Consider the following 22,676-nt stretch of genomic DNA (forward strand, 5'->3'; position numbering starts at 1 on the left):
CGCGCGGACTCCCGGCTATTACGGTGGATCGGGCCGTGAACGCGCCGGCAGCACGGTCTCAGCGGTGGTACGGATGACCGACCATTAACGTCCAGGCGCGGTACAGCTGTTCGGCAAGGATCACCCGCACCAGCGGGTGCGGCAGGGTCAGCGGCGACAGCGACCAGGCGCTTTGGGCCCGAGCAGAGAGCGCCGGGTCAAGGCCGTCGGGGCCGCCCACCAGCAGCGCTACGTCGCGCCCCTGCATGCGCCAGTCCTCGGCCTGCCGGGAAAGCTGACGAGTGGTCCAGGGCTTGCCCGTGACTTCCAGCGCCACCAGGTGCTCGTCGCCTTTCAGGCGCTCGCCTATGCGCCGAGCCTCCTGCTCCCGAGCCCTGTCGGCCGGGGTGTTCTTGCCGCGCCGAGCCGGGGCGATTTCTTCCACTTCCAGGGCGAAGTCCCGGGGCAGACGCTTACGGTAGGTGGCAACGCCCTCTTCCACCCAGCCGGGCATCCGCGTGCCCACCGCCAGCAGGCGCAGCTTCATTGCCGACCGGCCTGCTCTTCCATCCGCTCGCGCAGCTGTTCGACGCCGCCTTCGGCGGGCAGGTCGGCCCACAGGCGCTCCAGGTCATAAAGCTCCCGGGCCTCGGGCAGCATGACGTGTACCACCACGTCGCCCAGATCCACCAGCACCCAGTCGGCGTTGCTGCCGCCTTCTACCCCGCGCGGCGCAAGCCCGCCGGCCTTGGCTTTTTCCACCACGTGCTGCGCCAGCGCCGAGACGTGGCGCGTCGAGGTGGCGCTGGCCACCATCATGACGTCGGTGACGTCGGTCAGTTCGGCCACGTCGATCGTGCTGATATCCCGGGCCTTGAGTTCTTCCAGCGCGTCAAGCGCCAGCTGCTTTAAGGTATCAATGTGCATGAGGGGTAACTGCCAACTCCGTTGGAAACCGTGTCAAAGCCGGCCATTGTAACGGCTTTAGGCGTGACTGCCAGCGCTATTCTGCCGCTCGGCGAGCGCTCTAGCGGTATAGCCGCCGGGCCACGGCGGCGCGCTCGACGGCCGCGGGCAAAAGATAGCGCACGCTTTGCCCCTGCTGCAGGCGGTTGCGTATGGCGGTGGCGGAAATGGCCATGCGCGACGGCAGCGTCAGGCGCAAAAGCCCGCCCCGGGGCGAGCGCATCAGGGCCTGCGCGTCTGCGACCTCGCGATGGCCGATGAGTTCCTCAAGCCGGGCAGACGGCTTAAGGGCGTGCCCCGGCCGGGCCATCACCACGATGTGCGCCAGCTCGAAAAGGCGCTCGGGGGCGTGCCAGTCGGCCAGCCGGGAAAAGGCGTCCTCCCCCAGCGCCATGACGAGACGCGCGGACGCTCCATACTCGTCACGCAGCTCCGCCAAGGTGTCAGCGCTGTAGGAGGGCCCCGTGCGCGAAAGCTCGCGGTCGTCGGCGTAAAGCCCGGGCGTATCGCCGATGCCCGCCTCAAGCAGCGCCAGGCGCTCTTCGGCCGCGACCTGGGGGCGCCCGCGAAGCGGCGGCTGAGGGGCGGGAATCATGTGCAGGCGGTCAAGCGCCAGCGCCTCGTGAAGCTCCACGGCGCTGCGCAAATGGCCCAGGTGCACCGGGTCGAAGGTGCCGCCGAGCATGCCGATGCGCGGTGCCTCGCCGGCGCTGGTAGCGCGGTCGGCCGCCTCAGACATGCCGGCACTCATTGGCGTCTCCTATTGACGAACATGGCCGTCGCCGAAAACGATGTACTTGCGCGTGGTAAGCCCCTCCAGGCCCACCGGCCCCCGGGCGTGGAGCTTGTCGGTGGAAATGCCGATCTCCGCGCCCAGCCCGTACTCGGCGCCGTCGGCAAAGCGGGTGGAGGCGTTGACCATCACCGAGCTTGAGTCCACCTCGGCCATGAACCGCCGCGCCAGGCTGTAGTCCTGGGTGACGATGGTGTCGGTATGCTGGGAGCCGTAGCGCTCGATGTGGGCCATGGCGTCATCGGCGCCGTCGACCACTTTAATCGCCAGCACCGGCGCCAGGTACTCTTCGCTCCAGTCGTCGTCGCTGGCCGGGGTAATGCGCGAAAGCACCTGGCGGGTGCGCTCGCAGCCGCGCAGCTCGACCTCGTACTCGGCAAAGCGCTCGGCCAGCGCCGGCAGCAGACGCTCGGCCACGGGAGCATCCACCAGCAGGGTTTCCAGGGTGTTGCAGGTACCGTAGCGCTGGGTCTTGGCGTTCACCGCAATGGCCAGCGCCTTGTCGACGTCGGCGGTGGCGTCCACGTAGACGTGGCAGACGCCGTCCAGGTGCTTGATCACCGGCACGCTGGCTTCTCGGGAGACCCGCGCGATCAGCGACTTGCCCCCGCGCGGGATGATCACGTCGACGAATTCGGGCATGCGGATCAGCTCGCCCACGGCGGCGCGGTCGGTGGTGGCGACTACCTGCACCGCGCCCGCGGGCAGCCCGGCGTCTTCCAGGCCGGCCTTGAGGCATTCGCTGAGCGCGGCGTTGGAGGAGCGAGCCTCGGAGCCGCCGCGCAGGATGCAGGCGTTGCCGGACTTCAGGCACAGGCTGGCGGCTTCGACGGTGACGTTGGGCCGGGACTCGAAGATGATGCCGATGACGCCCAGCGGCACGCGCATCTGCCCCACCTGAATGCCGCTGGGGCGGGCGCGCAGGCCGTCGACCTCGCCGACCGGATCGGGCAGCGCGGCCACCTGGCGAAGCCCTTCTATCATGGCGTTGATGCGCGCCTCGGTCAGCTCCAGGCGGTCCAGCAGCGCGGCGTCAAGCCCGGCATCGCGGCCGCGCTGCATGTCGTCGGCGTTGGCGGCAAGCACCGCCTCCCGGGCCTTGTCGAGCCGCTCGGCCATGGCCTCAAGCGCGCGGTTCTTGCGCCCGCTGTCGGCTCGCCTCAGGCCCTGTGCGGCTTCCCGGGCCGCCGTGCCCACCGCCTGCATATAAGCAGGAATGTCCGTCGTGTCAGATAACGCCGTGGAAACGCTCATGCCATGCTCCGTGTCAGTCAACGATCGTCGGTCACTTGTCAGTCTGCTTCAATGCAATTAGCTTTATAGCGTCAACGCCGCCCATGCCCCAACGGTAAAGCATAAGCCACCATGCAAAACAAGTACAAAGTCCACCCCCTCCGGGCCAACCTGCTGGCGGTTGCCACCGCGCTTTTGCTGTGGACTCCGGCGGCGCCGCCGCTGGCCGCGCTGGTCATGTGGGTGTCCATCGGCTGGCTGTTTATCACCGCTTTGCTGCTCGACTTCAGCCATCGGCGCAGCCGCGGCGGACTTCCCTGGCAGCTGCTGCCCGGCGTGCTGCTGATCGGCCTCATCGCCTCCGCGCCCCAGCGCCATATGCTGCTGGTGTGGGCCTGGGTCGCGCTTTTCATGCTCCCCCAGCCCCACTGGGTGGCTACCTTCAACCTGAGCGGCATGCTGCTTGGCATGGTGCTGATTCTCCCCCACCTGGGCCTGCCCGCCTGGACGCTGATGCTGCTCAGCCTGATCGTTTTATGCCTGATCGCCACGGCCCGGGCGAACCAGCTCACGCTGATCCGCGGCGATCTCCGCCGGCGCCTGCGCCTGGTTCCCGGGGTCAACTTCTGGACACGGGAGCAGCTGCTGCTCGATCTCAAGCGCGAACGGCACCGCTGCGCGCGCGAGGCGGTGCACGGCGAGCTGGTGGTCATTCGCGTCCGGCGTCGCCAGCTGTGGCCCCTGGCGCGCCGCCTGTGCCGGCTGCTCTACGGCTTTGAAAACGCCTACCGCGTCGATGGCCGCACGCTCGCCGCGATCCTCTTCTCGCCCTCGCCTCAGGAAGGCGAAAAGCGTCGCCGGCGGCTCGCCGCCGCGCTACCGGACAATGCCCTTGGCCGGGGCATGCCCCTTGCCGACATCGAGTTCGAGTCGCTCGACCTGCACGCGCTGGCGGAAACATCATGAGCGCCCACGCCATCTCCCGCCGCCTGATGACCCTGGCCTTCGCCGCAAGCCCCGTGCTCATGGCCGCCTACGCCGCCTGGCGCTACGCCATGGGCGATTACGTCACCCTGTTCACGCCGCTCTTCATGGTGCTGGTCCTGCTGGCCGCGCTGCTGCTCCACCTGTACCGCTCGTCGTCGCCGTACCTGCCGCGCATGGTTCTGCTGCTAGCCACCTACCTGACCCTGTTCGCCGCCATCTGGCATCCGCCGGATATCTCGCCGGTATGGCTTGGGCTGCCGCTCGCCGCAACCTTTTTGCTGCTGCCGCTGTGGGCAGCGCTGGCGATCATTCTGCTGCTGGCGCCGGCGTGGTGGCTCACGCCGCTGGCAAGCGCCTCCCCCAGCTGGGTGATGGGCTTTCTGGTGACCGCGCTGCTGCTTGCCCTGCCGCGCTGGGAGCACGCCCGGCGTCGGGCGCTGCTCCGCGCTACCGACCCCTACGACGACGAGTGCGATGCCTTCCACCGCGACACCCTGAACAAGCGCCTGGTTAGCGAGCACCAGCGCGCCCTGGTGCTCGGCCGCCGCCTGGCGGTGCTGGCGATCCACCTGCCCCAGCTGGACATGGCCGGCGAGCAGTTCGGCCACCGCGCCCGGCTGGCGCTGCTGGAGACGCTGTGCCGCGAGGCGCATCGCCAGTGCCGGGACGACGACGTCCTGGGGCGGGCGTCCGCCGCGACGTTCTGGCTGGTCCTGCCCGATACCGGCGAAAGCGGCGCGCTGCTGCTGCAGGAACGGCTGACCCGGGAGCTTGCCCGCCAGGTGCTGGTGGAAACCGGCCCGCTGGAAGCGCGTATCGCCGTCTGCCTGCTGCGCCGGGGCGAAGGCATTGCGCCGTTCACCGCGCGGCTCGAGCAGCGCAGCAGGGCGCTGGCCGAGCCGCCGGAAAGGGTCTGACTCGGCAGCGCAGCACCTTAGCCCAAGGCCAGCCACAGCCCCACGCCGACCATCAGGGTGCCGGAAATACGGTTGAGCAGGCGCACCCCGGCGCCCCGGGCCAAAAGCTGGCGGAGCGTCTTGCCGCCGGTGGCGTAGAGCACCAGGCAGACAAACTCGATGGTCAAGATGACCGCCACCAGCATGGCAAGCTGGGGCCCCAGCGCCCGGCCGTCGTCGAGAAACGGCGGCAGCAGCACCATCAGAAACGCCCAGCCCTTGGGGTTGGCAATGGCGGTCATGAAGCCCTGCACGAAAAGCGTGCGCCGGGCGGCCCTGTCGCCGGCTCTGAACTCATCGGGGATCGCCATGCGCCCGCGCGAGCGCCACATCATAATGCCCAGGTACGCCAGATAGGCCCCGCCCAGCCACTTGAACAGCACAAACACTTCCGGGCTCTTGAGCATCAGCGCGGCCACGCCGGCACCCGCCGCCACGGCCACCGTGCCCACGCCCAGAAGCTCGCCGATCATCATCCACAGGGTGCGCTTCACGCCCTGGGTCATCCCCAGCACCATGGCAAGCGTCATGCACATGCCCGGCGTCAGCGACACCAGCAAAAAGGTGGGCACAAAGACCGAAAGCGTAGCGGGGGACAGCATAAAGGCTCCTGGTCAGCGCGGCGGCTCGCCGGCCTCGCCCCAGCGCGGCATCAGCGCGTGCTCGATGCCCAGCTGGTTGAGAATGCGCGCAACGATAAAGTCGATCAGGTCGTCAACGGACGCCGGGCGATGATAGAACCCCGGCGCCGCCGGCAGGATCACCACGCCAAGGCGGCTAAGCGTCAGCATGTGCTCCAGATGAATCGGGGAAAACGGGCTTTCCCGGGGCACCATGACAAGCCTCCGGCGCTCCTTGATCGCCACGTCGGCGGCGCGCTCGATAAGGTTGTTGCTGGCCCCCGTGGCCACCGCCGAGAGCGTGCCCGTGGAGCAGGGGCAGATCACCATGCTGGAAGGCGCACCGGAGCCCGAGGCCACCGGCGCCATCCAGTCTTCCCGGCCAAAGCAGCGGACTTGCCCTTCTTGCGCGCCGCTGCGCTTGGCAAGCGCCTCAGCCAGCCGCGCGGGCCCGGCGGGCAACGTGACATCGGTTTCGGTGGCGATGACCATGTGCGCGGCCTTGGAGATCATCACCCAGACTTCGTGGCCGGCCGCCACCAGCACGTCGATCAGGCGCAGCGCGTACTGGGCGCCGGAGGCCCCGGTCAGCGCTACCGTTACCGGCGGTTTGAAAGTCGTCATCACGTTTTACTCCCGATGCGCGACGGCAAGGGCGTCCAGCAGGCGCTGGTGAATGCCGCCGAAGCTGCCGTTGGACATCACCACGATGCGGTCCCCGAACGTTGCTTTGGCCACCACGGCGTCTACCAGCGCGCCCAGGTCGCTTTCCAGGCTCGCCCGCTCGCCCTGGGGCGCAATCAGCGACGCAAGCGACCAGTCGAGCCCCGGCGGCTGGTACCAGAAGGCGTGATCGGCCTGGGCGACGCTTTCGTTCAGCCGCGCCTTGAGCGCGCCCAGGCGCATGGTGTTGGAGCGCGGCTCGATCACCGCCAGCAGCCGCCCGGCGGGCGTTGCCGCGCGCAGCCCTTCAAGGGTCGCTGCAATCGCCGTGGGGTGGTGGGCAAAGTCGTCGATGACCTGGATGCCGGCCACCTCGCCGCGTACTTCCTGACGCCGCCGAGGACTTTCAAAGCGGGAAAGCGCGGCGCAGCCCCGGGCCAGATCGACGCCGCAGGCGTGGGCGGCGGCCAGCGCCGCCAGGGCGTTATAGGCGTTGTATTCGCCGGTGAGCGACCACTCGACAATGGCGTCGTCGCCGCTGTCCACGGCGTGAACCACGCGAAAGCGGCTGGCGTCGGCGTGCTCGAGCGCCAGCTGCCATTCGCCGTCGCCTTTGCCAAACCGCGCCACCGGGGTCCAGGCGCCCTGCGCAAGCACTCGCTCAAGCGCCGGCTGGCCGTCGGCTATCAGCAGCCGGCCGTTGCCCGGCACGGTGCGCACCAGGTGGTGGAACTGGCGCTCGATAGCGGCCAGATCGGGGAAAATATCCGCGTGATCAAACTCCAGGTTAGCAAGCACGGCGATCGTTGGCCGGTAGTGGACGAACTTGGAGCGCTTGTCGAAAAACGCCGTGTCGTACTCGTCGGCCTCGACCACAAAGGGCGCATCCGCTCCGCCAAGCCTTGCCGACACGCCGAAGTTGCGCGGCACCCCGCCGATCAGAAAGCCCGGCGTTTGCCCGGCGCTTTCCAGAAGCCACGAAAGCATGCTCGCCGTGGTGGTCTTGCCGTGGGTGCCGGCCACCGCTATCACCTTGCGGCCGGCGAGCACGTGCTCGCACAGCCACTGGGCGCCGGAGGTATAGGCAAGCCCGCGATTGAGCAGCGCCTCGACTTCGGGATTCCCCCGGGACAGCGCGTTGCCCACCACCACCAGATCCGGCGCAGCACCCGTGGCGGCGTCCAGGTTGTCCGCGCCGTAGCCTTCCTGCAGCGCAATGCCGGCGTTTTCCAGCTGGGTGCTCATGGGCGGATAGACGTTGGCGTCCGAGCCGCTGACCCGGTAGCCCCGCTCCCGGGCCAATAGCGCCAGGCTGCCCATGAAGGTGCCGCAGATCCCGATAATATGCAGATGCATGGTGAGCATGCTCCCTGAAGATAACCCGTGCGCGGCTGCCTTGGCTCTGCTTTCACCCCGCGCGTAAACGACTGAAAAGCCTAGCACGCCACGGCCGCGGGCTCACGGGGTGAGGTGACAAAAGCCGCCGCGTGCGTCACGATGAACGCCACTTCGGCGCAGGGCATGCGCCCGCCGGCGCTGCCTTGATATTTCCCAGCCACCACTTCCCTGCCACAAAAGGACAGCTCATGCGTATTCTGATTCGCTACTTCTTCCGCGGCGTGCGCCTGGTGCTCGCGCCGGTGATGCTCGTCTCTGAAAAGCTTTCCACGCCCAAATCCGTCGAGCGCACCGACGCCGAGCAGGCCGAGGTCGACCGCGCCTGCGACAGGCTCGCGCTCTACCAGTTTCGCACCTGCCCGTTCTGCATCAAGGTGCGCAAGGAAATGGCCCGGCTGGGGCTCGATATCGAGCGCCGCGACGCCCAGCTCGACCCCGAGCGCAAGCAAGAGCTCAAGGAAGGCGGCGGCCGGGTCAAGGTGCCCTGCCTGCGTATCGAAAACGACGACGGGGGCGCCGAGTGGCTGTACGAGTCCGACGACATCAACGCCTACCTCCACCGCCGCTTCGGCGCCGCCTGAGCCTTCACGGCCGGCGCCGCCGGCCTCCCCCTTGGCTCATTCGCCGGATGAATAGCCCCTGTCATTATTTCGATTGTGCTCCTGCCCACGCCGGCCAACAATCAGTAACGAAACGTCCATAAAGTATCCCCATAACAACCGCCCGTTATTATCCGGCACCCGCCAACAATAACCACAGGGACCTTCATCATGACCGTGACGACCAGCACTCGCACTATCGTCGGGCCGCGCGTAAAAAAGACGCTTCTGGCCACCGCCATTTCTGCCACGCTTGCCGGCGGCGCGATGTTTGCCACCGCCGCCCAGGCGGAAAACACCCTGCGCATGGCCTACGACGCCGACCCGGTGTCGCTGGACATCCACGAACAGCTCTCGGGCGGCATCATGCAGCTCTCGCACCTGCTGTTCGACCCGCTGGTGCGCTGGGACCAGTCGCTCAACTTCGAGCCGCGCCTGGCCACCGACTGGGAGCAGGTCGACGACACCACCATGCGCATGACCCTGCGCGAAGGCGTGACCTTTCACAGCGGCAACCCCTTTACCGCTAAAGATGTGGTCTGGACCATCGAGCGGCTGAAGCGCAGCCCGGACTTCAAGGCGATCTTCGACCCCATCGAAAGCGCCGAGGTCGTCGACGAGCACACCGTCGAGATCAACACGTTCAAGCCCTATCCGCTGCTGCTAAATCTGGCGACCTACCTCTTCCCCATGGACAGCGAGTTCTACTCCGGCGAGGCGCCGGACGGCGACCCCAAGGATGAAATCGTCAAGAACGGCAACTCCTACGCCTCAAGCCAGGTGTCCGGCACCGGCCCCTACACCGTCACCGAACGCCAGCAGGGCGTGCGCACCGAGTTTGCCCGCAACCCCGACTATTGGGATGAGGCCTCGCCGGGCAACGTCGACACCCTGGTGCTGACGCCGATCAGCGAAAACGCCACCCGGGTCGCCGCCCTGCTCTCCGGCGACGTCGACTTCATTGCCCCGGTGCCGCCCAACGATCTGGAGCGGGTGCGCGAAAGCGACAACGCCAAGCTGGTCACCATGTCCGGCACCCGCATTATCATGCTGCACATGAACCAGAAGCGCGTGGAGGCGTTTGAAGACCCCCGGGTGCGCAAAGCCTTTGCCTACGCCGTCAACCAGGAAGGCATCGCCGACCGCCTGATGAAAGGCTTTGCCACCCCGGCCGCGCAGATGTCTCCGGAAGGCTACGTCGGCCATGTGGACTCGCTCACGCCGCGCTACGACGTGGAAAAGGCCAAGGAGCTCATGGCGGAAGCCGGCTACGCCGACGGCTTTGACATCACCATGATGTCGCCCAACAACCGCTACGTAAACGACGCCAAGATTGCCCAGGCCGTCGCCGCGATGCTGGCGCGCATTAACGTCGATGTGGACCTTAAAACCCTGCCCAAGGCCCAGTACTGGGGCGAGTTTGACGACCGCGCCGCAGACATGATGCTGATCGGCTGGCACTCCGACACCGAGGACAGCGCCAACTTCCACGAGTACCTGACGGCCTGCCCGGACGCCGACAGCGGCGCCGGCCAGTACAACGCCGGCAACTACTGCAATCCGGAGCTCGACAAGCTGGTGGCCGACGCCAACCAGGAAATCGATCTGGAAAAGCGCGCCGAGATGCTCCAGCAGGTCGAACAGACGCTCTATGACGAGGCCGCCTTCGTGCCGCTGCACTGGCAGGATCTGGCCTGGGCATCCGCCATCAACGCCGAGATCGAGCCGGTGCTCAACGTCATGAACTTCCCCTACCTCGGGGACCTGGTGGTCAACGACGCCGCGGAGTAATTCCGCCCCGGCTCTTGCCCCCTCGTTTTACTGCCGCTTGACGACGCGCCCGCCGGGCGCGTCGCTTCCCTGTTGCCGCTACAGGACATTGCCCCATGATCGCTTTTCTGATCAAGCGTCTTTTTCATGCCCTGCTGGTGATGTTTGTCATCAGCATTATCGCCTTCGCCATCCAGGACAACCTCGGCGACCCCATCCAGCAGCTGGTGGGCCAGTCGGTGCCGGAAAGCGAGCGCGAGGCCCTGCGCGAAGAGTTCGGGCTGAACGACCCGTTCATCACCCAGTACCTGCGCTTTGCCGGCAACGCCCTGCAGTTTGATTTCGGCTACTCCTACGTCTTCAACCAGCCCACCACCCAGGTCATCGCCCGCCACCTGCCGGCGACCCTGGAGCTGGTGGCGGCGTCGACGTTTCTGATCATCGCGCTGTCGATTCCCATCGGCGTGTACAGCGCGATCAAGCCCCGGGCCTGGCTCACGCGCTTTTTCATGAGCGTCTCCATTGTGGGCATCTCGATCCCGGTGTTTCTCACCGCCATCGTGCTGATCCAGATTTTTGCCATCGGCATCAGCTGGGCGCCCTTCCCCGCGGAGACCGGCTGGGGCGCCTGGCTTAACGGCGTGCTCTCCACCGAAGGCGGCATGCCAGCCTACGGCCGCGGCGACCCGGTGCCCGTCTTCGGCCCCTGGGAGACCAACTTTGCAAGTCTCGACGGGCTCAAATACCTGGTGCTGCCGGCGATTTCGCTGGCCTCCATCATGCTGCCGCTGTTTATCCGCCTGATCCGCGCGGAAATGCTCGAAGTGCTGCAGTCCGACTACGTCAAGTTTGCCCGAGCCAAGGGTATTTCCATGCGCCGCATCTACTTTCTGCACGCGCTGAAAAACACCATGCTGCCGGTGATCACCGTGGGCGGGGTGCAGATCGGCACGCTGGTGGCTTACACCATTCTCACCGAGACGGTGTTCCAGTGGCCGGGGATGGGGCTGATGTTTCTCAACGCCATCCAGCGCTCCGACATTCCGCTGATCGTCACCTACCTGATGATCGTGGGGCTGATTTTCGTGATCACCAACACCCTGGTCGACCTGATCTACGGCCTGGTGAACCCCACCGTCAAACTCACAGGAAAGCCCGCATGAGCCAGCCGATTCCAACGCCCGAGACCCAGGCCAAGGCCCTGCCGGCGCTGCCCGGCCGCTGGGAGCGCTTTCGCGACTCCTACCTGCTGTACAGCTTCAAGCGCGACGTCATCGCCCAGCTGAGCCTGCTGACGTTCATCGCCCTGGTCGCCATTGCCGTGTTTGCCCCCTGGCTTGCGCCGATGAATCCCTACGATCTTGCCCAGATCGACATTCTCGCCTCGGAGCTTCCGCCCTTCTGGGTGGACGGCAGCGACCCGGCCTACTGGCTGGGCACCGACGCCCAGGGGCGGGACATGCTCTCGACCATCCTTTACGGCGCCCGGGTATCGCTGGTCATCGGCTTTGGCGCCGTGGCGCTGCAGGCGATCCTCGGCGTCACTTTCGGCCTCATGGCCGGCTATCTGGGCGGGCGCATCGACGCCTTTCTCATGCGCCTCGCGGATATCCAGCTGTCGTTTTCCACCCTGATGGTGGCGATCATCGTCGGCGCGCTGGTCAAGGCGGTGTTTGGCAGTGCCACCTTCAGCGCCTACGCCGTGCCGCTGCTGGTGGTGATCATCGGCCTGGCCGAATGGCCCCAGTACGCGCGCACCGTGCGCGCCTCGGTGCTCGCGGAGAAGAGCAAGGAATACGTCGACGCCGCCCGGGTGATGGGGCTCAAGAGCCGGCGGATCATGTTCCGCCACGTCTTGCCCAATACGCTGTCGCCGATTTTCGTGATTTCCACGGTGCAGATCGCCAACGCGATCATTTCCGAAGCGGCCCTTTCGTTTCTGGGGCTCGGCATGCCCGAAACGCACCCGTCGCTTGGCTCGCTGATCAAGGCCGGATTTGACTACATCCAGTCCGGCTCCTGGTGGATCACGCTCATCCCCGGGGCGGTGCTGGTGGTGCTGGTGCTGTCGATCAACCTGCTGGGCGACTGGCTGCGCGACGTGATGAACCCGCGACTTTATAAAGGCTGAGGACACTATGGCACTGCTGGAAGTCAACCACCTCGATGTCCGCTTCGCCCTGCGCAAGGGCGATGTCCACGCCCTGCGCGACATCAACTTTACCCTGGAGCGCGGCGAACGCCTGGGCATCGTCGGCGAATCCGGCGCGGGCAAGTCCGTGGCCGCCTTTTCGCTTTTGAACCTCATCGCCAAGCCCGGCTTCATCGCCGGGGGCGAGGTCAAGTTTGAAGGCAAAACGCTCAATCACATGAGCGAGCGCGGCCTGCGCAAGTTCCGCGGCAACCGCATCTCGATGATCTTTCAGGACCCGATGATGACGCTCAATCCGGTGCTCTCCATCGGCGAGCAGATGGTCGAGTCGATCAAGGCGCACCGGCGCACCGGCACCAAAGCCGCACGCAAGATTGCGCTGGATCGGCTGCGCCAGGTGCAGATCCCCTCGCCGGAAGCGCGGCTCGACCAGTACCCCCACGAGCTCTCCGGGGGCATGCGCCAGCGCGTGATCATCGCCATCGCGCTGCTCCTCGACCCTGACATCATCATCGCCGACGAGCCCACCACTGCCCTTGACGTCACCATCCAGGCGGAAATCATGGCGCTTCTGCTCAACCTGTGCGAAGAGCACAACGTGGGGCTGATCTTGATTACCCACGACCTGGGCGTGGTCAGCCAGGTGACCCAGCGCATGCTGGTGATGTACGCCGGCCGGGTGATCGAACAGGGGCCCACCCGGGAGATCATCAACGACCCCCAGCACCCCTACACCCAGGGGCTGATCAACGCCCTGCCGCAGATGGCAACGCCGGGCCAGCCGCTCAACCAGATCCGCGGCAGCATGCCCTCGCTTGACAACCTGCCTAGCGGCTGCGCCTTTCACCCGCGCTGCGACTTTATCAAGCGCTCAAGCGGCGAAGTACGCCCGGCCTGCGTGGAGCAGGTGCCGGGCTTCACCACCTCCGGCAACTGCCGGGTCGCCTGCCACATGGTCGAAGAGCTGCAGCAGGACCGCCGCCTGAAGGAGGAAGCCCAATGAGCGCCACCGCCACCCGCATTCCCGCCGTTGAGCATGCCCAGACGCCCCAGACGGCACAGCAGGGTGAAACGCTGCTGGAAATCCGCGCGCTGGAAAAGCGCTTCTCGCTCTCCGGCGACTTCCTTGAGCAGCTCAAGTTCAGGGGCGGCAAGCTCGTCCGCGAGCAGAAGTTTGTCCACGCCATCAACGGCGTCAACCTCGACATCCAGCGCGGCGAGGCGCTGTGCGTGGTGGGCGAATCCGGCTGCGGCAAATCCACCGTGGCGCGCACGGTCATGGGGCTGTTGCACCCCTCCGCCGGGGAGATCCGCTACGACGGCACGCGCATCGACAACCTCGACACCAAGGCGCTGATGCCGTTTCGCCGCCGCATGCAGATGATCTTTCAAAACCCCTACGCCTCGCTCAACCCGCGCATGACCATCCAGCAGACGCTGGAAGAGCCGGTGCGCCTGCACCATCCCGACTGGAGCCGCCAGCAGGTGGCCGACCAGGTCGAGCGGGTGATGGCCTCGGTGGGCATCGACCCGGACTGGGGCAAGCGCTTCGGCCACGAGTTTTCCGGCGGCCAGCGCCAGCGCATCGCCATTGCCCGGGCGCTGGCGGTAGACCCAGAGTTTATCGTCGCCGACGAGCCGATCTCGGCGCTGGACGTGTCCATTCAGGCCCAGGTGCTCAACCTGCTGATGGAGGCCCAGCGCGAGCGCGGGCTGACGTACCTGTTCATCACCCACGACCTCGCCGTGGTCGAGCACTTCGGCACCCGGGTGGCGGTGATGTATCTGGGCACGGTGTGCGAAATCGCCGACACCGCCACGCTGTTTGCCAAGCCCCGCCATCCCTATACCCAGGCGCTGCTCTCGGCCATACCGCGCCTGGACGACGACGGCCCCCGGCACATTCGCCTGGAGGGCGAAGTGCCCACGCCGGTGAACCTGCCGTCGGGCTGCGTGTTCCACGGCCGCTGCCCCTACGCCAACGCCCGCTGCCAGCAGGAAGTGCCGGTCCTGCAAACCCAGGATGACGGCGTGCGCGTGGCGTGTCACGCTGTGGAGGAAGGCCGCATATAAACGGCACGGTCGCAGCTCAGCGGCCGCCTTTTGCATCCGGGACGCTATTTAAGGTGGACAAGATACGCTATGGAAATTCGCTGGCTGGAAGATTTTATCGCCCTGGCCAGAACGCGGCATTTCTCCCGCGCCGCCGACGAACAGCACGTGACCCAGCCGACTTTTTCCCGACGCATCAAGCTTCTGGAAGAAGAGATGGGTGCGACCCTGATCAACCGCCAAACGCTGCCGCTGTCGCTGACCCCCGAAGGCGAAGAGTTTCTTGCCCTGTGCGAAAAAATCACCGAGGGCGTGCGCCTGACCCGGGAGCGCATCCACGACATCAGCGCCGGCCACGAGCGGCGCATCAGCGTGGCCGCCCCGCAGAGCCTGCTGGCGCACTTTCTCCCCGAGTGGCTCGCCGCCACGGGGCTTGAAGAGCGCATGCAGCCCTATCTGCGCGCCACCGGCTGGATCGCGGCGGACTATTTCAAGGCGCTCAACCGCGGCGAGTGCGACCTGGCGCTGTGCTACTGGCCCCTTGAGCGCTGCGACCTGGAGCTGGATAATACCGCCTGCCGCTACCGCACCCTGGGCCACGAGCGTCTGATACCGGTCAGCGCCCCCGCGGCCGACGGCACGCCGCGCTTTACCCTGCCGGCCAGCCGCCGGTCACCCGCGCCCTGGTTTGCCTACCCAAGGCTCGGGCTGCTGGGAGCGGCGCTACAGACGCACCTGGCGCGCCTGCCCGAGGCCCCCGGCCTTGCGGTCAAAAGCGAGAACCTCTACGCCGCCAGCATCAAGGAGCTGGTCTCCCTGGGCTACGGCGTCGGCTGGCTGCCCGAGCGCACCGTACGCCGGGCGCTAAAGACAGGCAGGCTGGTGCGCGCCGGCGATGCCCGCTGGGACGTCCCCCTGGCATTACGCCTTTACCGCCACCGGCATCATCACCACGCCGAGCTGGATGTTCTCTGGGCCGAGCTTGCCGCGACGGAGGCCTCGCGCTGATTCGCCGGCGCCGCGCTCGCTCGCCCCCGCTTTTTCCACACTCGCCCACAACGGAGCCCCCATGGCCGACACCCTTGACCGCCTGCAAAAAGACCATATCCAACGGCTACTCACGGCCTATCGCGAGCTGATGCACAAGCACGGGCTGGACGCCATCGCGCTTTACAGCGGCCACGCCCTGCCCCACTACGGCGACGACCAGTACCCCGAGTTTCAAGCCGACGGGCACTTCATGCACTGGACGGCGCTGCTCGAAGCCCAGCACAGCTGGCTGGTCATCACCCCCAACACCAAGCCGCGGCTGGTGCTGCACGCGCCCACAGACTTCTGGCACCTGACGCTGTCGCTTCCCGACGAACCCTGGGTCGGCGAGTTTGATATCGAGCTTGCAAGCGAGCCCACCGCTCCCGCGCTTCGCGGCCGGGTCGCGCTGATCGGCAACGTCGAGGCTCTCCAGGACGGCCCGGTTGCCCTGCCCCACGGCGAGGCCAACCCGCCGGCGTTGGTCCACGCGCTGGACGAGCTTCGCCTGTACAAAAGCCCCTATGAGATCGCCTGCCTGCGCGAAGCCAACCGCCTGGCCATGGCCGGCCACGAGGCCGCCCACGCAGGCTTTGCCGGCGCCGGGGCGGAGCTCGATATTCAGCTCGCCTACCTTGGCGCCAGCCGCCAGCGCGAGTCCCACGTGCCCTACGACAACATCGTCGGGCTCAACGAGCACGCCGGCGTGCTGCACTACCAGCACTACGATCTGCACGCCCCTGCCGGGCGCTACAGCCTGCTGGTCGACGCCGGGCGGCGCTTTCGCGGCTACTGCTCGGACATCACCCGCACCCATGCCGGGCCCGATGCCCCGGCGCTTTTTGCCCAGCTGATCAGCGCCATGCACGAGCTCAAGGACGCGCTGGTGGCCGATATCGCCCCGGGCGTTGACTACGCCGAGCTGCAGCTTTCCATGCACCGCCGGCTGGGCGACATCCTGGTCAGCCACGACCTCTACCGCGGCACCGCCGACGACTGCGTGGCAAGCGGGGTCACCCGGGCTTTCTGCCCTCACGGCGTGGGCCATTCGCTGGGCATCCAGGTCCACGACGTCGCCGGGCTGAAAGCCGCCGACGGCACCCCCGCCCCGGCCCCCGACGACCACCCGGCGCTGCGGCTTACCCGGACGCTTACGCCGGGCATGGTGGTCACCATCGAGCCGGGACTTTACTTCATCCCCATGCTGCTTGAGCCCCTGCGCGACACCGGCGCCCCGGTCAACTGGCCGCTGGTCGAGCAGCTCATGCCCTGCGGCGGTATACGCATCGAAGACAACGTCGCGGTGACCGATAGCGGGTTTGACAACCTCACGCCCTGAGCCACCACCGCCGGGGGAAACGCCTTGATGAGAGACGAAACGCGATAAAGCCGCTGAACTTTTCCCCCGGCGGCCAGTCTTAATCACCAGCGAGACACAGGGCGCGCTTTCTTGACAGATGCCGTCAGGCGCTCAAGAATGGAACGCGCTTTATTTACTGCTCATACACCGGACGGCAAGCAGTACGCGGCAACGCCCTCAACTCCATCGACCGTTGTCGCCGCCGTTGCGGACACTTTGCACGTCAAAACCCGCTAGCCAAAAAGAGTAAGGATCGATCAACATGAAAACATCCTGGATGCTGATTCCCGCCGCCGCTTTTGCCGCCATGGCGTTTGCTTCTCCGACCATGGCCGCCGATGAATGCGAACTGACCATCGAAGGCGATGACCAGATGCAGTTCAACAAGGACGAAATGAGCGTGCCGGCCAGCTGCGACGAAGTGACCGTCACCCTTGAGCACACCGGCGAAATGGACGTCAGCGCCATGGGCCACAACTGGGTGCTGTCCGACTCCGACGTCTATGAAGACGTGGCCAAGGACGGTATGGGCGAAGGGCTGGAAAACGACTACCTGCCCGAAGATGACGAGCGCGTCATTGCTCACACCGAGGTTGTCGGCGGCGGTGAAGAAACCAGCGTGACCTTCTCCACCGAAGGCCTGGAAGATCGCGATCTGACCTTCTTCTGCACCTTCCCGGGTCACTACGCGTCCATGAACGGCAGCTTCACCGTCACCAAGGAAGACTAAAAACGGCCAGGTGCCCGGGTATACGCCCGAGCCAACCGTTTTCGCATACGCCGGCAAGCCAACGCTTGCCGGCGTTTTTGTAGGTGCCAGATCGTGCCACCCTTCCCTACGAGGGTCATGGCAAACGCAGTGAAAGCCATCTCGGGGTTTCTCGCTACCGGCGGTCTGCTAAATCACTTAACGCCATCCCGCATTACCTGCGCGTAGCGCTTGGGGCTGAAGCGCAGCGTCACCAGCAGCATGGCCACAATGACCACGGCGAGCAGCGCCCAGGCGGCGATGAAGCTGCCGGTCATTTCGCGCAGGGTGCCGCTAATCCACGGCGACATGGCGTTGAGCATAAAGCCGAAACCCTGCATGAAGGCCGCCAGGCGCCCCGCCGCTCGGGCGTCGGGCAGGTGATCAAGCGCCAGTATCAGCCCCAGCGAGAAACACGCCCCCAGCCCAAAGCCGGCAATGGCGTTCCACAAAAGCGCCAGCGACTGCGGCATAAAGATCAGGCCCAGATATCCCGTGAGCTGAGCCGCCAGGCTTACGCCCAGCAGCCAGCGGCGGTCGGCGGTTTTTTGCCGCTGGGCCAGCATCGGCATGACCAGCGCGGCCAGCACCTGAAAGATGGTCATCCACGCCAGGAGCCGCCCGCCGGCCACCGCGCTTCGGCCCAGCTCCTGGTAATACACCGGCAGCCAGGTCACCACGCTTGAATAGCCCGCGTTGATCACCCCGAAGTACAGCGCCAGCAGCCAGGCGCGCTTTAACCGCCAGGGGCGCACGCCTTCGATGGCGGCGGTTTCAGGCGGCGGCGCGGCGCGGCGGCGAAAGATCATGAACCAGCCCGCCAGCGTCACCAGCGCCGGCACCCACCAGATCCCCACCCCCAGCTGCCAGCCGCCTATCTCGGCCAGGCGCGGGCTAACCCACGCCGAGAGCCCGCCGCCGGACATCAGCGAGGCGGAGTAAAGCCCCATCACCAGCGGCATGCGTGCGCCAAAGCGGCGCTTGACCAGCCCCGGTACCAGCGCCTGGATCAGCGCGATGCCGGCGCCGCCCAGCAGCGCCGTGGAGAGCAGCGTGGTACCCGTTCCGCTTAGCTGGCGCAGCGCGCAGGCCACGCCGATAGCGGCCAGCGAGAGCATGATGCCGCGGCTTTCGCCCAGCAGGCGCTGCAAACGGCCGCTGGCAAGCGCCACCGCGCCCATGCACAGAAAAGGCAGCGTGGTTAGCCAGGCGAGCACGCCGTAGCCCAGCCCCGTCGCGGCGCGGATATCTCCCATCAGCGGGCTTGCAGAGGCCAGCAGCGGCCGCAGGTTGAGCCCCAGCGCCATGATCAGCAAAAGCCCGCCGACAAACTGCAGCGTTTCCGTGTGGGCCGCTGTACGGCTGGCCGTATTGCCCGGTGTCGTCATCGTCGCCTCGCGGTGGTTCGGGGAAAGCCCACACTTTTAACACGCTAACGGGCGAGATTGTATACAGAAAGCAGGTTTTCCAGGACAGGGGCAGGTAGTAACGCGGTGAAGCGGCGTTTCAGGCGGACTTCAGCAGCGCCAGCACGGCGTCAATATCCAGATGCTGTTCAAGGGTACCGGCCAGACGGTCAAGCTCGCGCTCGGCGGCCTCGCCGCTTACAAGACGATAATCGGCATCGCGCATCAGCCGGGACAAATACGGCAGCGTGCCCAGTACCGGCTTTTGGGTATAGTCTTCGAGCCAGTCAAGCCCCGGCGTCAAAAGCGCCATCGCGCCGCGAAAGCGGTTGATGATAAAGCCGCGGGTGCGCGCCCGTTCGGATTCGCTGATTAACGCCAAAGTACCCACCAGCTGGGCGAACACCCCGCCGCGGTCGATATCGCCCACCAGCAGCACCGGGCAGTCCGCCGCCTCGGCAAAGCCCATATTGGCGATGTCGCCCTCGCGCAGGTTAATCTCCGCCGGGCTGCCGGCGCCTTCGGCAATGATCACGTCAAAGCGCGAAGACAGCGCCTGCCAGGCGTCCATCATGCTGTGTCGAGCCGTACGCTTGAAGGCTTGAGCGTCGGAGGCATGGTAGTTCAGCGCGTCCATGTGGCCATATAGCTGCCCGCGCAGAAACACCTCGGCGCCCCGCTCGCTTGAGGGCTTCAAAAGCACCGGATTCATGTCGCTGTGTACGCCAACGCCGGCCGCTAACGCCTGAAATGCGGTTGAGCGGCCAACCCGCCCACCGTCCACGGTGGCTTCATCGTGCTGCGCCATGTTCTGGGGCTTGAACGGCGCCACCGACACCCCCCGGCGCTTGAGCACGCGGCAAAGCCCGGCAACCACGGTGCTCTTGCCCGCATCCGACGTCGTGCCCTGGATCATCAGCGTGGTCATCATGCTACCGGTTGAGGATTTCGCGCAGAATCAGGTGGATCACCGCCTCTTCGGGGCGGTCGTAGCCGCGGCGGTCGTAATCGTCGTAGCGCCGGTACTCCTCGTCATAGCGCGATTCCCCAAGGATCTGGCGCAGCCGCGCTTCGTGTTCGCGCTCAAGGTCGCGGAAGGCGCGCTCTCGGGCGCGCTCGGAGCGAAAGCGGCGGTTTTCCAGACGGCGATAGTCGCGCTCGCGCTGACGCTCGAAGCGCTCCAGCGCGCGGCGCTGCTGACGTTTCAGCTCATGGTCACGGTGGCGCCAGCCGTTGTCTTGACGGGTGGCGCCGCTGTAGCCGTCGGTGGCGCCGGAATAGCCGTCGGTCGCGCCGCTGTAGCCGTCGTGGCGGCGGTCGGCATGGGCGCTTCCCGCGCCCAGCATCAGGGCCAGAAACGCGACCAGGGCGAAGGCCGGCAGCCGGGTGAATCCTTGCATGATCATCCTCCGTTGTGGCTCGCGCCAGCATCGTGGCACTGGCGCCAGTATACCGGCCAGCGGCATCGCCGAAACCGACAGCAGACAAAGTTCTTATTCGCTGCCACTTTCTTCCTGATGACTATCCAGCGCTGGGCAGCGGCGCTGCCATATTTGACTTGGCTATGGATTATCGCGTACTTTGATAACCAATAGTTATGGAAACCCGAGAATAACGGCTCGAAGCGCCTCACCGCGCTTCTTCCCGGCGTGCTGCCAGACGCAGCATCGCCCCCTCCTGCAAGCCTCACCATGCCTTGCATCTTGCGGTCACTTCCGTCCGGGCCGGACAGGCCTGCGATTGGCCGCGCCTGCGCGTATTTTCTGCGCGGCCGGCCGTCGGGCGTCCATGACATCCAGCCAATGCTGACACCCCCGCGCAGCGCGTTGAGCCTGCCCGGCGTCAGCCAGACCGGAGCATGATGATATGACCCAACGCGTTGCCATTATCGGCGCTGGCCCCAGCGGCCTGGCCCAGCTGCGAGCCTTCCAGTCCGCCGCCGAGCAAGACGCCGAAGCGGTCGAGCTTGTGTGCTTTGAGCGCCAAAGCGACTGGGGCGGCCAGTGGAACTACACCTGGCAGACCGGCCTTGATAACCATGGCGAACCCGTGCATAGCAGCATGTACCGCTATCTGTGGTCCAACGGCCCCAAGGAATGCCTGGAGTTTGCCGACTACAGCTTTGAAGAGCACTTCGGCAAACCCATCGCCTCCTACCCGCCCCGGGCCGTGCTCTGGGACTACATCAAGGGCCGCGTGGAAAAGGCCGACGTGCGCCGTTTCATTCGCTTTAACTGCCCGGTGCGCAACGTAAGCTTTGACGACGCCAGCGGCCTGTTTACCGTGACCGTACACGACCACAATACCGACGTGGTGGAGTCATCCACCTTTGATCACGTCATCGTTGCATCCGGGCACTTCTCCACGCCCAACAAGCCCGAGTTTGAAGGCTTTAGCGACTTCAACGGCCGGGTGCTGCACGCCCACGACTTCCGCGACGCGCTGGAATTTCACGGCAAGGACCTTTTGCTGATCGGCTCCAGCTACTCCGCCGAAGACATCGGCTCCCAGTGCTACAAGTACGGCGCGCGCAGCATTACCACCAGCTACCGCTCGGCCCCCATGGGCTTTGAGTGGCCCGAGAACTGGGAAGAAAAGCCGCTGCTGGACTACGTCTCCGGCAATACCGCGCACTTTATCGACGGCACCCGCAAGCGCGTCGACGCGATCATTCTGTGCACTGGCTACCTGCACCACTTCCCCTTCCTGCCGGACAGCCTGCGGCTGAAAACCAACAACCGCCTGTGGCCGCTGAACCTCTACCAGGGCGTGGTCTGGGAAGACAATCCCAGGATGTTCTATTTGGGCATGCAGGATCAGTGGTACACCTTCAACATGTTCGACGCCCAGGCGTGGTTCGTGCGCGACGTGATTCTCGGCCGCATCAGCCTGCCGGAAAAAGCCGCGATGCAAAGTGACAGCGCCGAGTGGCGCGCCCGGGAAGAGGCGCTCGACGACAACGAGGCGATGATCCGCTTTCAGGGCGACTACGTGCGCCGCCTGATTGAGCAGACCGACTACCCGAGCTTTGACATCGATGGCGTCAACCAGACGTTCCTCGCCTGGGAGCGCGACAAGCACGCGGGCATCATGAGCTTCCGCGACCGCTCCTACCGCTCGCTGATGACCGGCACCCAGGCCCCGGCCCACCACACCCGCTGGCTGGATGCGATGGACGACTCGCTGGAAGCCTTCCTCAACGACCCGCGGGAAGACCAGCCCGCCACGCGCAAGGCCAGGGAAAAGACCGGCGTGAAGAGCGCGTAGATAGCAAATCCTTGGCTTACTCGCACGATACTTTCTATTCGTGTCATCGCGAGCGAAGCGTGGCGATCTCCTTACCATGCCGCTGGTGAGAACCCCGAGATCGCTTCGCCAGCTCGCGATGACACATGGAAAATATGGCGGCCTGGCAGGCCAGTCAGCTATCACAAAAAAAGCGCCCCGCGGGGCGCTTTTTGACGTTACGCAAGCCGAAAAGGCTTAAGCCATGCTTAGGCCTTGAGCACGTAGCGCAGGATTTCCACGACCTGGTCGGTGGTGGTGCACCAGGCCTGGGCGTCGGCGTCGACTTCTTTCAGCGGGTGAACGATGTCTTCGCTGTGCAGGGTAATGTAGGGCTTGGCCAGTGCGGCGCAGTAGCCGGCGTCGAAGGCGGCGTTCCACTGCTTGTACTTGTCGCCGAAGCGCACGACGACCAGGTCGCTCTGCTCGATCAGCGTGCGGGTGCGGATGGCGTTAACCTTGGACGACTGGTGATCGCGCCAGAACTGCTTGTCTTCGGCGCCCAGATGGTCGCCGGCGGCGTCGCTGGCGTCGTGGTCGGTGACCGGCGCGGTAAATACCACGTCCAGGCCGGCGGCTTCGGCGCCGCGCTGGATTTCGTCACGCCAGTCGGTGTGGATCTCGCCGGAAAGGTAAACGTAAAAGCTCATAATGTTCTCCTGCTATGGGTCACGAACCGT

The 22,676-nt window shown here is 65.8% G+C and carries 22 protein-coding genes and 1 pseudogene; 12 read left to right on the forward strand and 11 right to left on the reverse strand.

What is annotated here, in order from left to right:
- Positions 1–58 precede the first annotated feature (58 nt).
- The 4 genes from rlmH to ACZ46Y_RS09085 all read right to left on the reverse strand — a co-directional run bounded on the left by rlmH (position 59) and on the right by ACZ46Y_RS09085 (position 2,992).
- A complete protein-coding gene (gene rlmH, locus ACZ46Y_RS09070) occupies positions 59–526 on the reverse strand; it encodes a 23S rRNA (pseudouridine(1915)-N(3))-methyltransferase RlmH (protein WP_311953402.1) in 468 nt (155 codons plus the stop codon).
- Positions 523–906 carry a ribosome silencing factor gene (gene rsfS / locus ACZ46Y_RS09075; protein ID WP_311953405.1) on the reverse strand — a complete coding sequence of 128 codons (384 nt, stop codon included), beginning with the start codon at positions 904–906 and terminating at the stop codon, positions 523–525. The genes rlmH and rsfS overlap by 4 nt, the downstream gene beginning before the upstream one ends.
- Before the next feature lie 100 nt (positions 907–1,006).
- A complete protein-coding gene (gene nadD / locus ACZ46Y_RS09080; RefSeq protein WP_311953408.1) occupies positions 1,007–1,684 on the reverse strand; it encodes a nicotinate-nucleotide adenylyltransferase in 678 nt (225 codons plus the stop codon).
- Positions 1,685–1,705: 21 nt separating this feature from the next.
- Positions 1,706–2,992: a glutamate-5-semialdehyde dehydrogenase gene (locus tag ACZ46Y_RS09085; protein WP_311953411.1), complete on the reverse strand. Its 1,287-nt coding sequence runs from the start codon at positions 2,990–2,992 to the stop codon at positions 1,706–1,708.
- 111 nt (positions 2,993–3,103) lie between these two features.
- Between ACZ46Y_RS09085 and ACZ46Y_RS09090 the strand changes: the two genes are divergently transcribed.
- A complete protein-coding gene (locus ACZ46Y_RS09090) occupies positions 3,104–3,937 on the forward strand; it encodes a hypothetical protein (protein WP_311953414.1) in 834 nt (277 codons plus the stop codon).
- Positions 3,934–4,875: a GGDEF domain-containing protein gene (locus ACZ46Y_RS09095; RefSeq protein WP_311953416.1), complete on the forward strand. Its 942-nt coding sequence runs from the start codon at positions 3,934–3,936 to the stop codon at positions 4,873–4,875. The genes ACZ46Y_RS09090 and ACZ46Y_RS09095 overlap by 4 nt, the downstream gene beginning before the upstream one ends.
- 17 nt (positions 4,876–4,892) lie before the next feature.
- Here ACZ46Y_RS09095 and ACZ46Y_RS09100 read toward each other — a convergent pair whose 3' ends face one another.
- From ACZ46Y_RS09100 to mpl, 3 genes are read right to left on the reverse strand one after another with little or no spacing between them, the layout of a single operon-like run.
- Entirely contained in the window at positions 4,893–5,516 is a 624-nt protein-coding gene (locus ACZ46Y_RS09100) for a LysE family translocator (RefSeq protein WP_311953419.1), read from the reverse strand.
- Between the two features lie 12 nt (positions 5,517–5,528).
- Positions 5,529–6,158, reverse strand: coding sequence for a flavin prenyltransferase UbiX (locus tag ACZ46Y_RS09105; RefSeq protein ID WP_311953423.1), 630 nt, complete (start codon positions 6,156–6,158; stop codon positions 5,529–5,531).
- Between the two features lie 6 nt (positions 6,159–6,164).
- Complete coding sequence (gene mpl, locus ACZ46Y_RS09110; protein WP_311953427.1) at positions 6,165–7,553, reverse strand: UDP-N-acetylmuramate:L-alanyl-gamma-D-glutamyl-meso-diaminopimelate ligase; 1,389 nt, start codon at positions 7,551–7,553, stop codon at positions 6,165–6,167.
- Positions 7,554–7,783: 230 nt separating this feature from the next.
- Here mpl and ACZ46Y_RS09115 point away from each other — a divergent pair, with 230 nt between their 5' ends.
- The 9 genes from ACZ46Y_RS09115 to azu all read left to right on the forward strand — a co-directional run bounded on the left by ACZ46Y_RS09115 (position 7,784) and on the right by azu (position 17,287).
- Positions 7,784–8,176 (forward strand): glutaredoxin family protein, encoded by a 393-nt coding sequence (locus ACZ46Y_RS09115; RefSeq protein ID WP_311953432.1) that lies wholly within the window; start codon positions 7,784–7,786, stop codon positions 8,174–8,176.
- Positions 8,177–8,365: 189 nt separating this feature from the next.
- Positions 8,366–9,985, forward strand: a complete 1,620-nt coding sequence (locus ACZ46Y_RS09120) for an ABC transporter substrate-binding protein (protein ID WP_311953436.1) — start codon at positions 8,366–8,368, stop codon at positions 9,983–9,985.
- Between the two features lie 95 nt (positions 9,986–10,080).
- Entirely contained in the window at positions 10,081–11,127 is a 1,047-nt protein-coding gene (locus ACZ46Y_RS09125) for an ABC transporter permease (RefSeq protein ID WP_311953443.1), read from the forward strand.
- On the forward strand, positions 11,124–12,095 hold the full coding sequence (locus ACZ46Y_RS09130; protein ID WP_311953447.1) for an ABC transporter permease: 972 nt from the start codon (positions 11,124–11,126) through the stop codon (positions 12,093–12,095). Before ACZ46Y_RS09125 ends, ACZ46Y_RS09130 begins: the two co-directional genes overlap by 4 nt.
- A 7-nt stretch (positions 12,096–12,102) precedes the next feature.
- The gene (locus ACZ46Y_RS09135; protein WP_311953450.1) at positions 12,103–13,119 is read left to right on the forward strand and encodes an ABC transporter ATP-binding protein; all 1,017 of its coding nucleotides are present in this window, start codon (positions 12,103–12,105) and stop codon (positions 13,117–13,119) included.
- On the forward strand, positions 13,116–14,189 hold the full coding sequence (locus tag ACZ46Y_RS09140; protein WP_311953453.1) for an ABC transporter ATP-binding protein: 1,074 nt from the start codon (positions 13,116–13,118) through the stop codon (positions 14,187–14,189). The genes ACZ46Y_RS09135 and ACZ46Y_RS09140 overlap by 4 nt, the downstream gene beginning before the upstream one ends.
- A gap of 69 nt (positions 14,190–14,258) precedes the next feature.
- Positions 14,259–15,176: a LysR family transcriptional regulator gene (locus ACZ46Y_RS09145; protein ID WP_311953456.1), complete on the forward strand. Its 918-nt coding sequence runs from the start codon at positions 14,259–14,261 to the stop codon at positions 15,174–15,176.
- 61 nt (positions 15,177–15,237) lie between these two features.
- A complete protein-coding gene (gene pepQ / locus ACZ46Y_RS09150) occupies positions 15,238–16,536 on the forward strand; it encodes a Xaa-Pro dipeptidase (RefSeq protein WP_311953462.1) in 1,299 nt (432 codons plus the stop codon).
- A 283-nt stretch (positions 16,537–16,819) separates the two neighbouring features.
- On the forward strand, positions 16,820–17,287 hold the full coding sequence (gene azu, locus ACZ46Y_RS09155; RefSeq protein ID WP_311953468.1) for an azurin: 468 nt from the start codon (positions 16,820–16,822) through the stop codon (positions 17,285–17,287).
- 173 nt (positions 17,288–17,460) lie between these two features.
- Here azu and ACZ46Y_RS09160 read toward each other — a convergent pair whose 3' ends face one another.
- From ACZ46Y_RS09160 to ACZ46Y_RS09170, 3 genes and pseudogenes are all read right to left on the reverse strand, one after another.
- Positions 17,461–18,693 carry a CynX/NimT family MFS transporter gene (locus ACZ46Y_RS09160; protein WP_311953473.1) on the reverse strand — a complete coding sequence of 411 codons (1,233 nt, stop codon included), beginning with the start codon at positions 18,691–18,693 and terminating at the stop codon, positions 17,461–17,463.
- A 229-nt stretch (positions 18,694–18,922) separates the two neighbouring features.
- A pseudogene (locus tag ACZ46Y_RS09165) lies at positions 18,923–19,639 on the reverse strand (cobyric acid synthase); the annotation flags it as partial.
- A 4-nt stretch (positions 19,640–19,643) separates the two neighbouring features.
- Positions 19,644–20,111, reverse strand: coding sequence for a hypothetical protein (locus ACZ46Y_RS09170; protein ID WP_311953476.1), 468 nt, complete (start codon positions 20,109–20,111; stop codon positions 19,644–19,646).
- A gap of 466 nt (positions 20,112–20,577) precedes the next feature.
- Between ACZ46Y_RS09170 and ACZ46Y_RS09175 the strand changes: the two genes are divergently transcribed.
- A complete protein-coding gene (locus ACZ46Y_RS09175; RefSeq protein WP_311953478.1) occupies positions 20,578–21,978 on the forward strand; it encodes an NAD(P)/FAD-dependent oxidoreductase in 1,401 nt (466 codons plus the stop codon).
- Between the two features lie 227 nt (positions 21,979–22,205).
- Here ACZ46Y_RS09175 and ACZ46Y_RS09180 read toward each other — a convergent pair whose 3' ends face one another.
- Positions 22,206–22,646: a YtoQ family protein gene (locus tag ACZ46Y_RS09180; protein ID WP_311953481.1), complete on the reverse strand. Its 441-nt coding sequence runs from the start codon at positions 22,644–22,646 to the stop codon at positions 22,206–22,208.
- Positions 22,647–22,676 lie beyond the last annotated feature (30 nt).

This window comes from Halomonas garicola (assembly GCF_055382465.1).

Bases quoted from the DNA above. Each gene is read 5' to 3' on its own strand.
- ACZ46Y_RS09170 (WP_311953476.1), bottom strand. From the start codon at position 20,111: ATGCAAGGATTCACCCGGCTGCCGGCCTTCGCCCTGGTCGCGTTTCTG.
- ACZ46Y_RS09180 (WP_311953481.1), bottom strand. From the start codon at position 22,646: ATGAGCTTTTACGTTTACCTTTCCGGCGAGATCCACACCGACTGGCGT.
- ACZ46Y_RS09090 (WP_311953414.1), top strand. From the start codon at position 3,104: ATGCAAAACAAGTACAAAGTCCACCCCCTCCGGGCCAACCTGCTGGCG.
- azu (WP_311953468.1), top strand. From the start codon at position 16,820: ATGAAAACATCCTGGATGCTGATTCCCGCCGCCGCTTTTGCCGCCATG.
- ACZ46Y_RS09145 (WP_311953456.1), top strand. From the start codon at position 14,259: ATGGAAATTCGCTGGCTGGAAGATTTTATCGCCCTGGCCAGAACGCGG.
- nadD (WP_311953408.1), bottom strand. From the start codon at position 1,684: ATGTCTGAGGCGGCCGACCGCGCTACCAGCGCCGGCGAGGCACCGCGC.
- ACZ46Y_RS09100 (WP_311953419.1), bottom strand. From the start codon at position 5,516: ATGCTGTCCCCCGCTACGCTTTCGGTCTTTGTGCCCACCTTTTTGCTG.
- ACZ46Y_RS09140 (WP_311953453.1), top strand. From the start codon at position 13,116: ATGAGCGCCACCGCCACCCGCATTCCCGCCGTTGAGCATGCCCAGACG.
- ACZ46Y_RS09095 (WP_311953416.1), top strand. From the start codon at position 3,934: ATGAGCGCCCACGCCATCTCCCGCCGCCTGATGACCCTGGCCTTCGCC.
- ACZ46Y_RS09135 (WP_311953450.1), top strand. From the start codon at position 12,103: ATGGCACTGCTGGAAGTCAACCACCTCGATGTCCGCTTCGCCCTGCGC.
- ACZ46Y_RS09115 (WP_311953432.1), top strand. From the start codon at position 7,784: ATGCGTATTCTGATTCGCTACTTCTTCCGCGGCGTGCGCCTGGTGCTC.
- rlmH (WP_311953402.1), bottom strand. From the start codon at position 526: ATGAAGCTGCGCCTGCTGGCGGTGGGCACGCGGATGCCCGGCTGGGTG.
- ACZ46Y_RS09175 (WP_311953478.1), top strand. From the start codon at position 20,578: ATGACCCAACGCGTTGCCATTATCGGCGCTGGCCCCAGCGGCCTGGCC.
- ACZ46Y_RS09160 (WP_311953473.1), bottom strand. From the start codon at position 18,693: ATGACGACACCGGGCAATACGGCCAGCCGTACAGCGGCCCACACGGAA.
- ACZ46Y_RS09105 (WP_311953423.1), bottom strand. From the start codon at position 6,158: ATGACGACTTTCAAACCGCCGGTAACGGTAGCGCTGACCGGGGCCTCC.
- rsfS (WP_311953405.1), bottom strand. From the start codon at position 906: ATGCACATTGATACCTTAAAGCAGCTGGCGCTTGACGCGCTGGAAGAA.
- pepQ (WP_311953462.1), top strand. From the start codon at position 15,238: ATGGCCGACACCCTTGACCGCCTGCAAAAAGACCATATCCAACGGCTA.
- ACZ46Y_RS09085 (WP_311953411.1), bottom strand. From the start codon at position 2,992: ATGAGCGTTTCCACGGCGTTATCTGACACGACGGACATTCCTGCTTAT.
- mpl (WP_311953427.1), bottom strand. From the start codon at position 7,553: ATGCATCTGCATATTATCGGGATCTGCGGCACCTTCATGGGCAGCCTG.
- ACZ46Y_RS09130 (WP_311953447.1), top strand. From the start codon at position 11,124: ATGAGCCAGCCGATTCCAACGCCCGAGACCCAGGCCAAGGCCCTGCCG.
- ACZ46Y_RS09125 (WP_311953443.1), top strand. From the start codon at position 10,081: ATGATCGCTTTTCTGATCAAGCGTCTTTTTCATGCCCTGCTGGTGATG.
- ACZ46Y_RS09120 (WP_311953436.1), top strand. From the start codon at position 8,366: ATGACCGTGACGACCAGCACTCGCACTATCGTCGGGCCGCGCGTAAAA.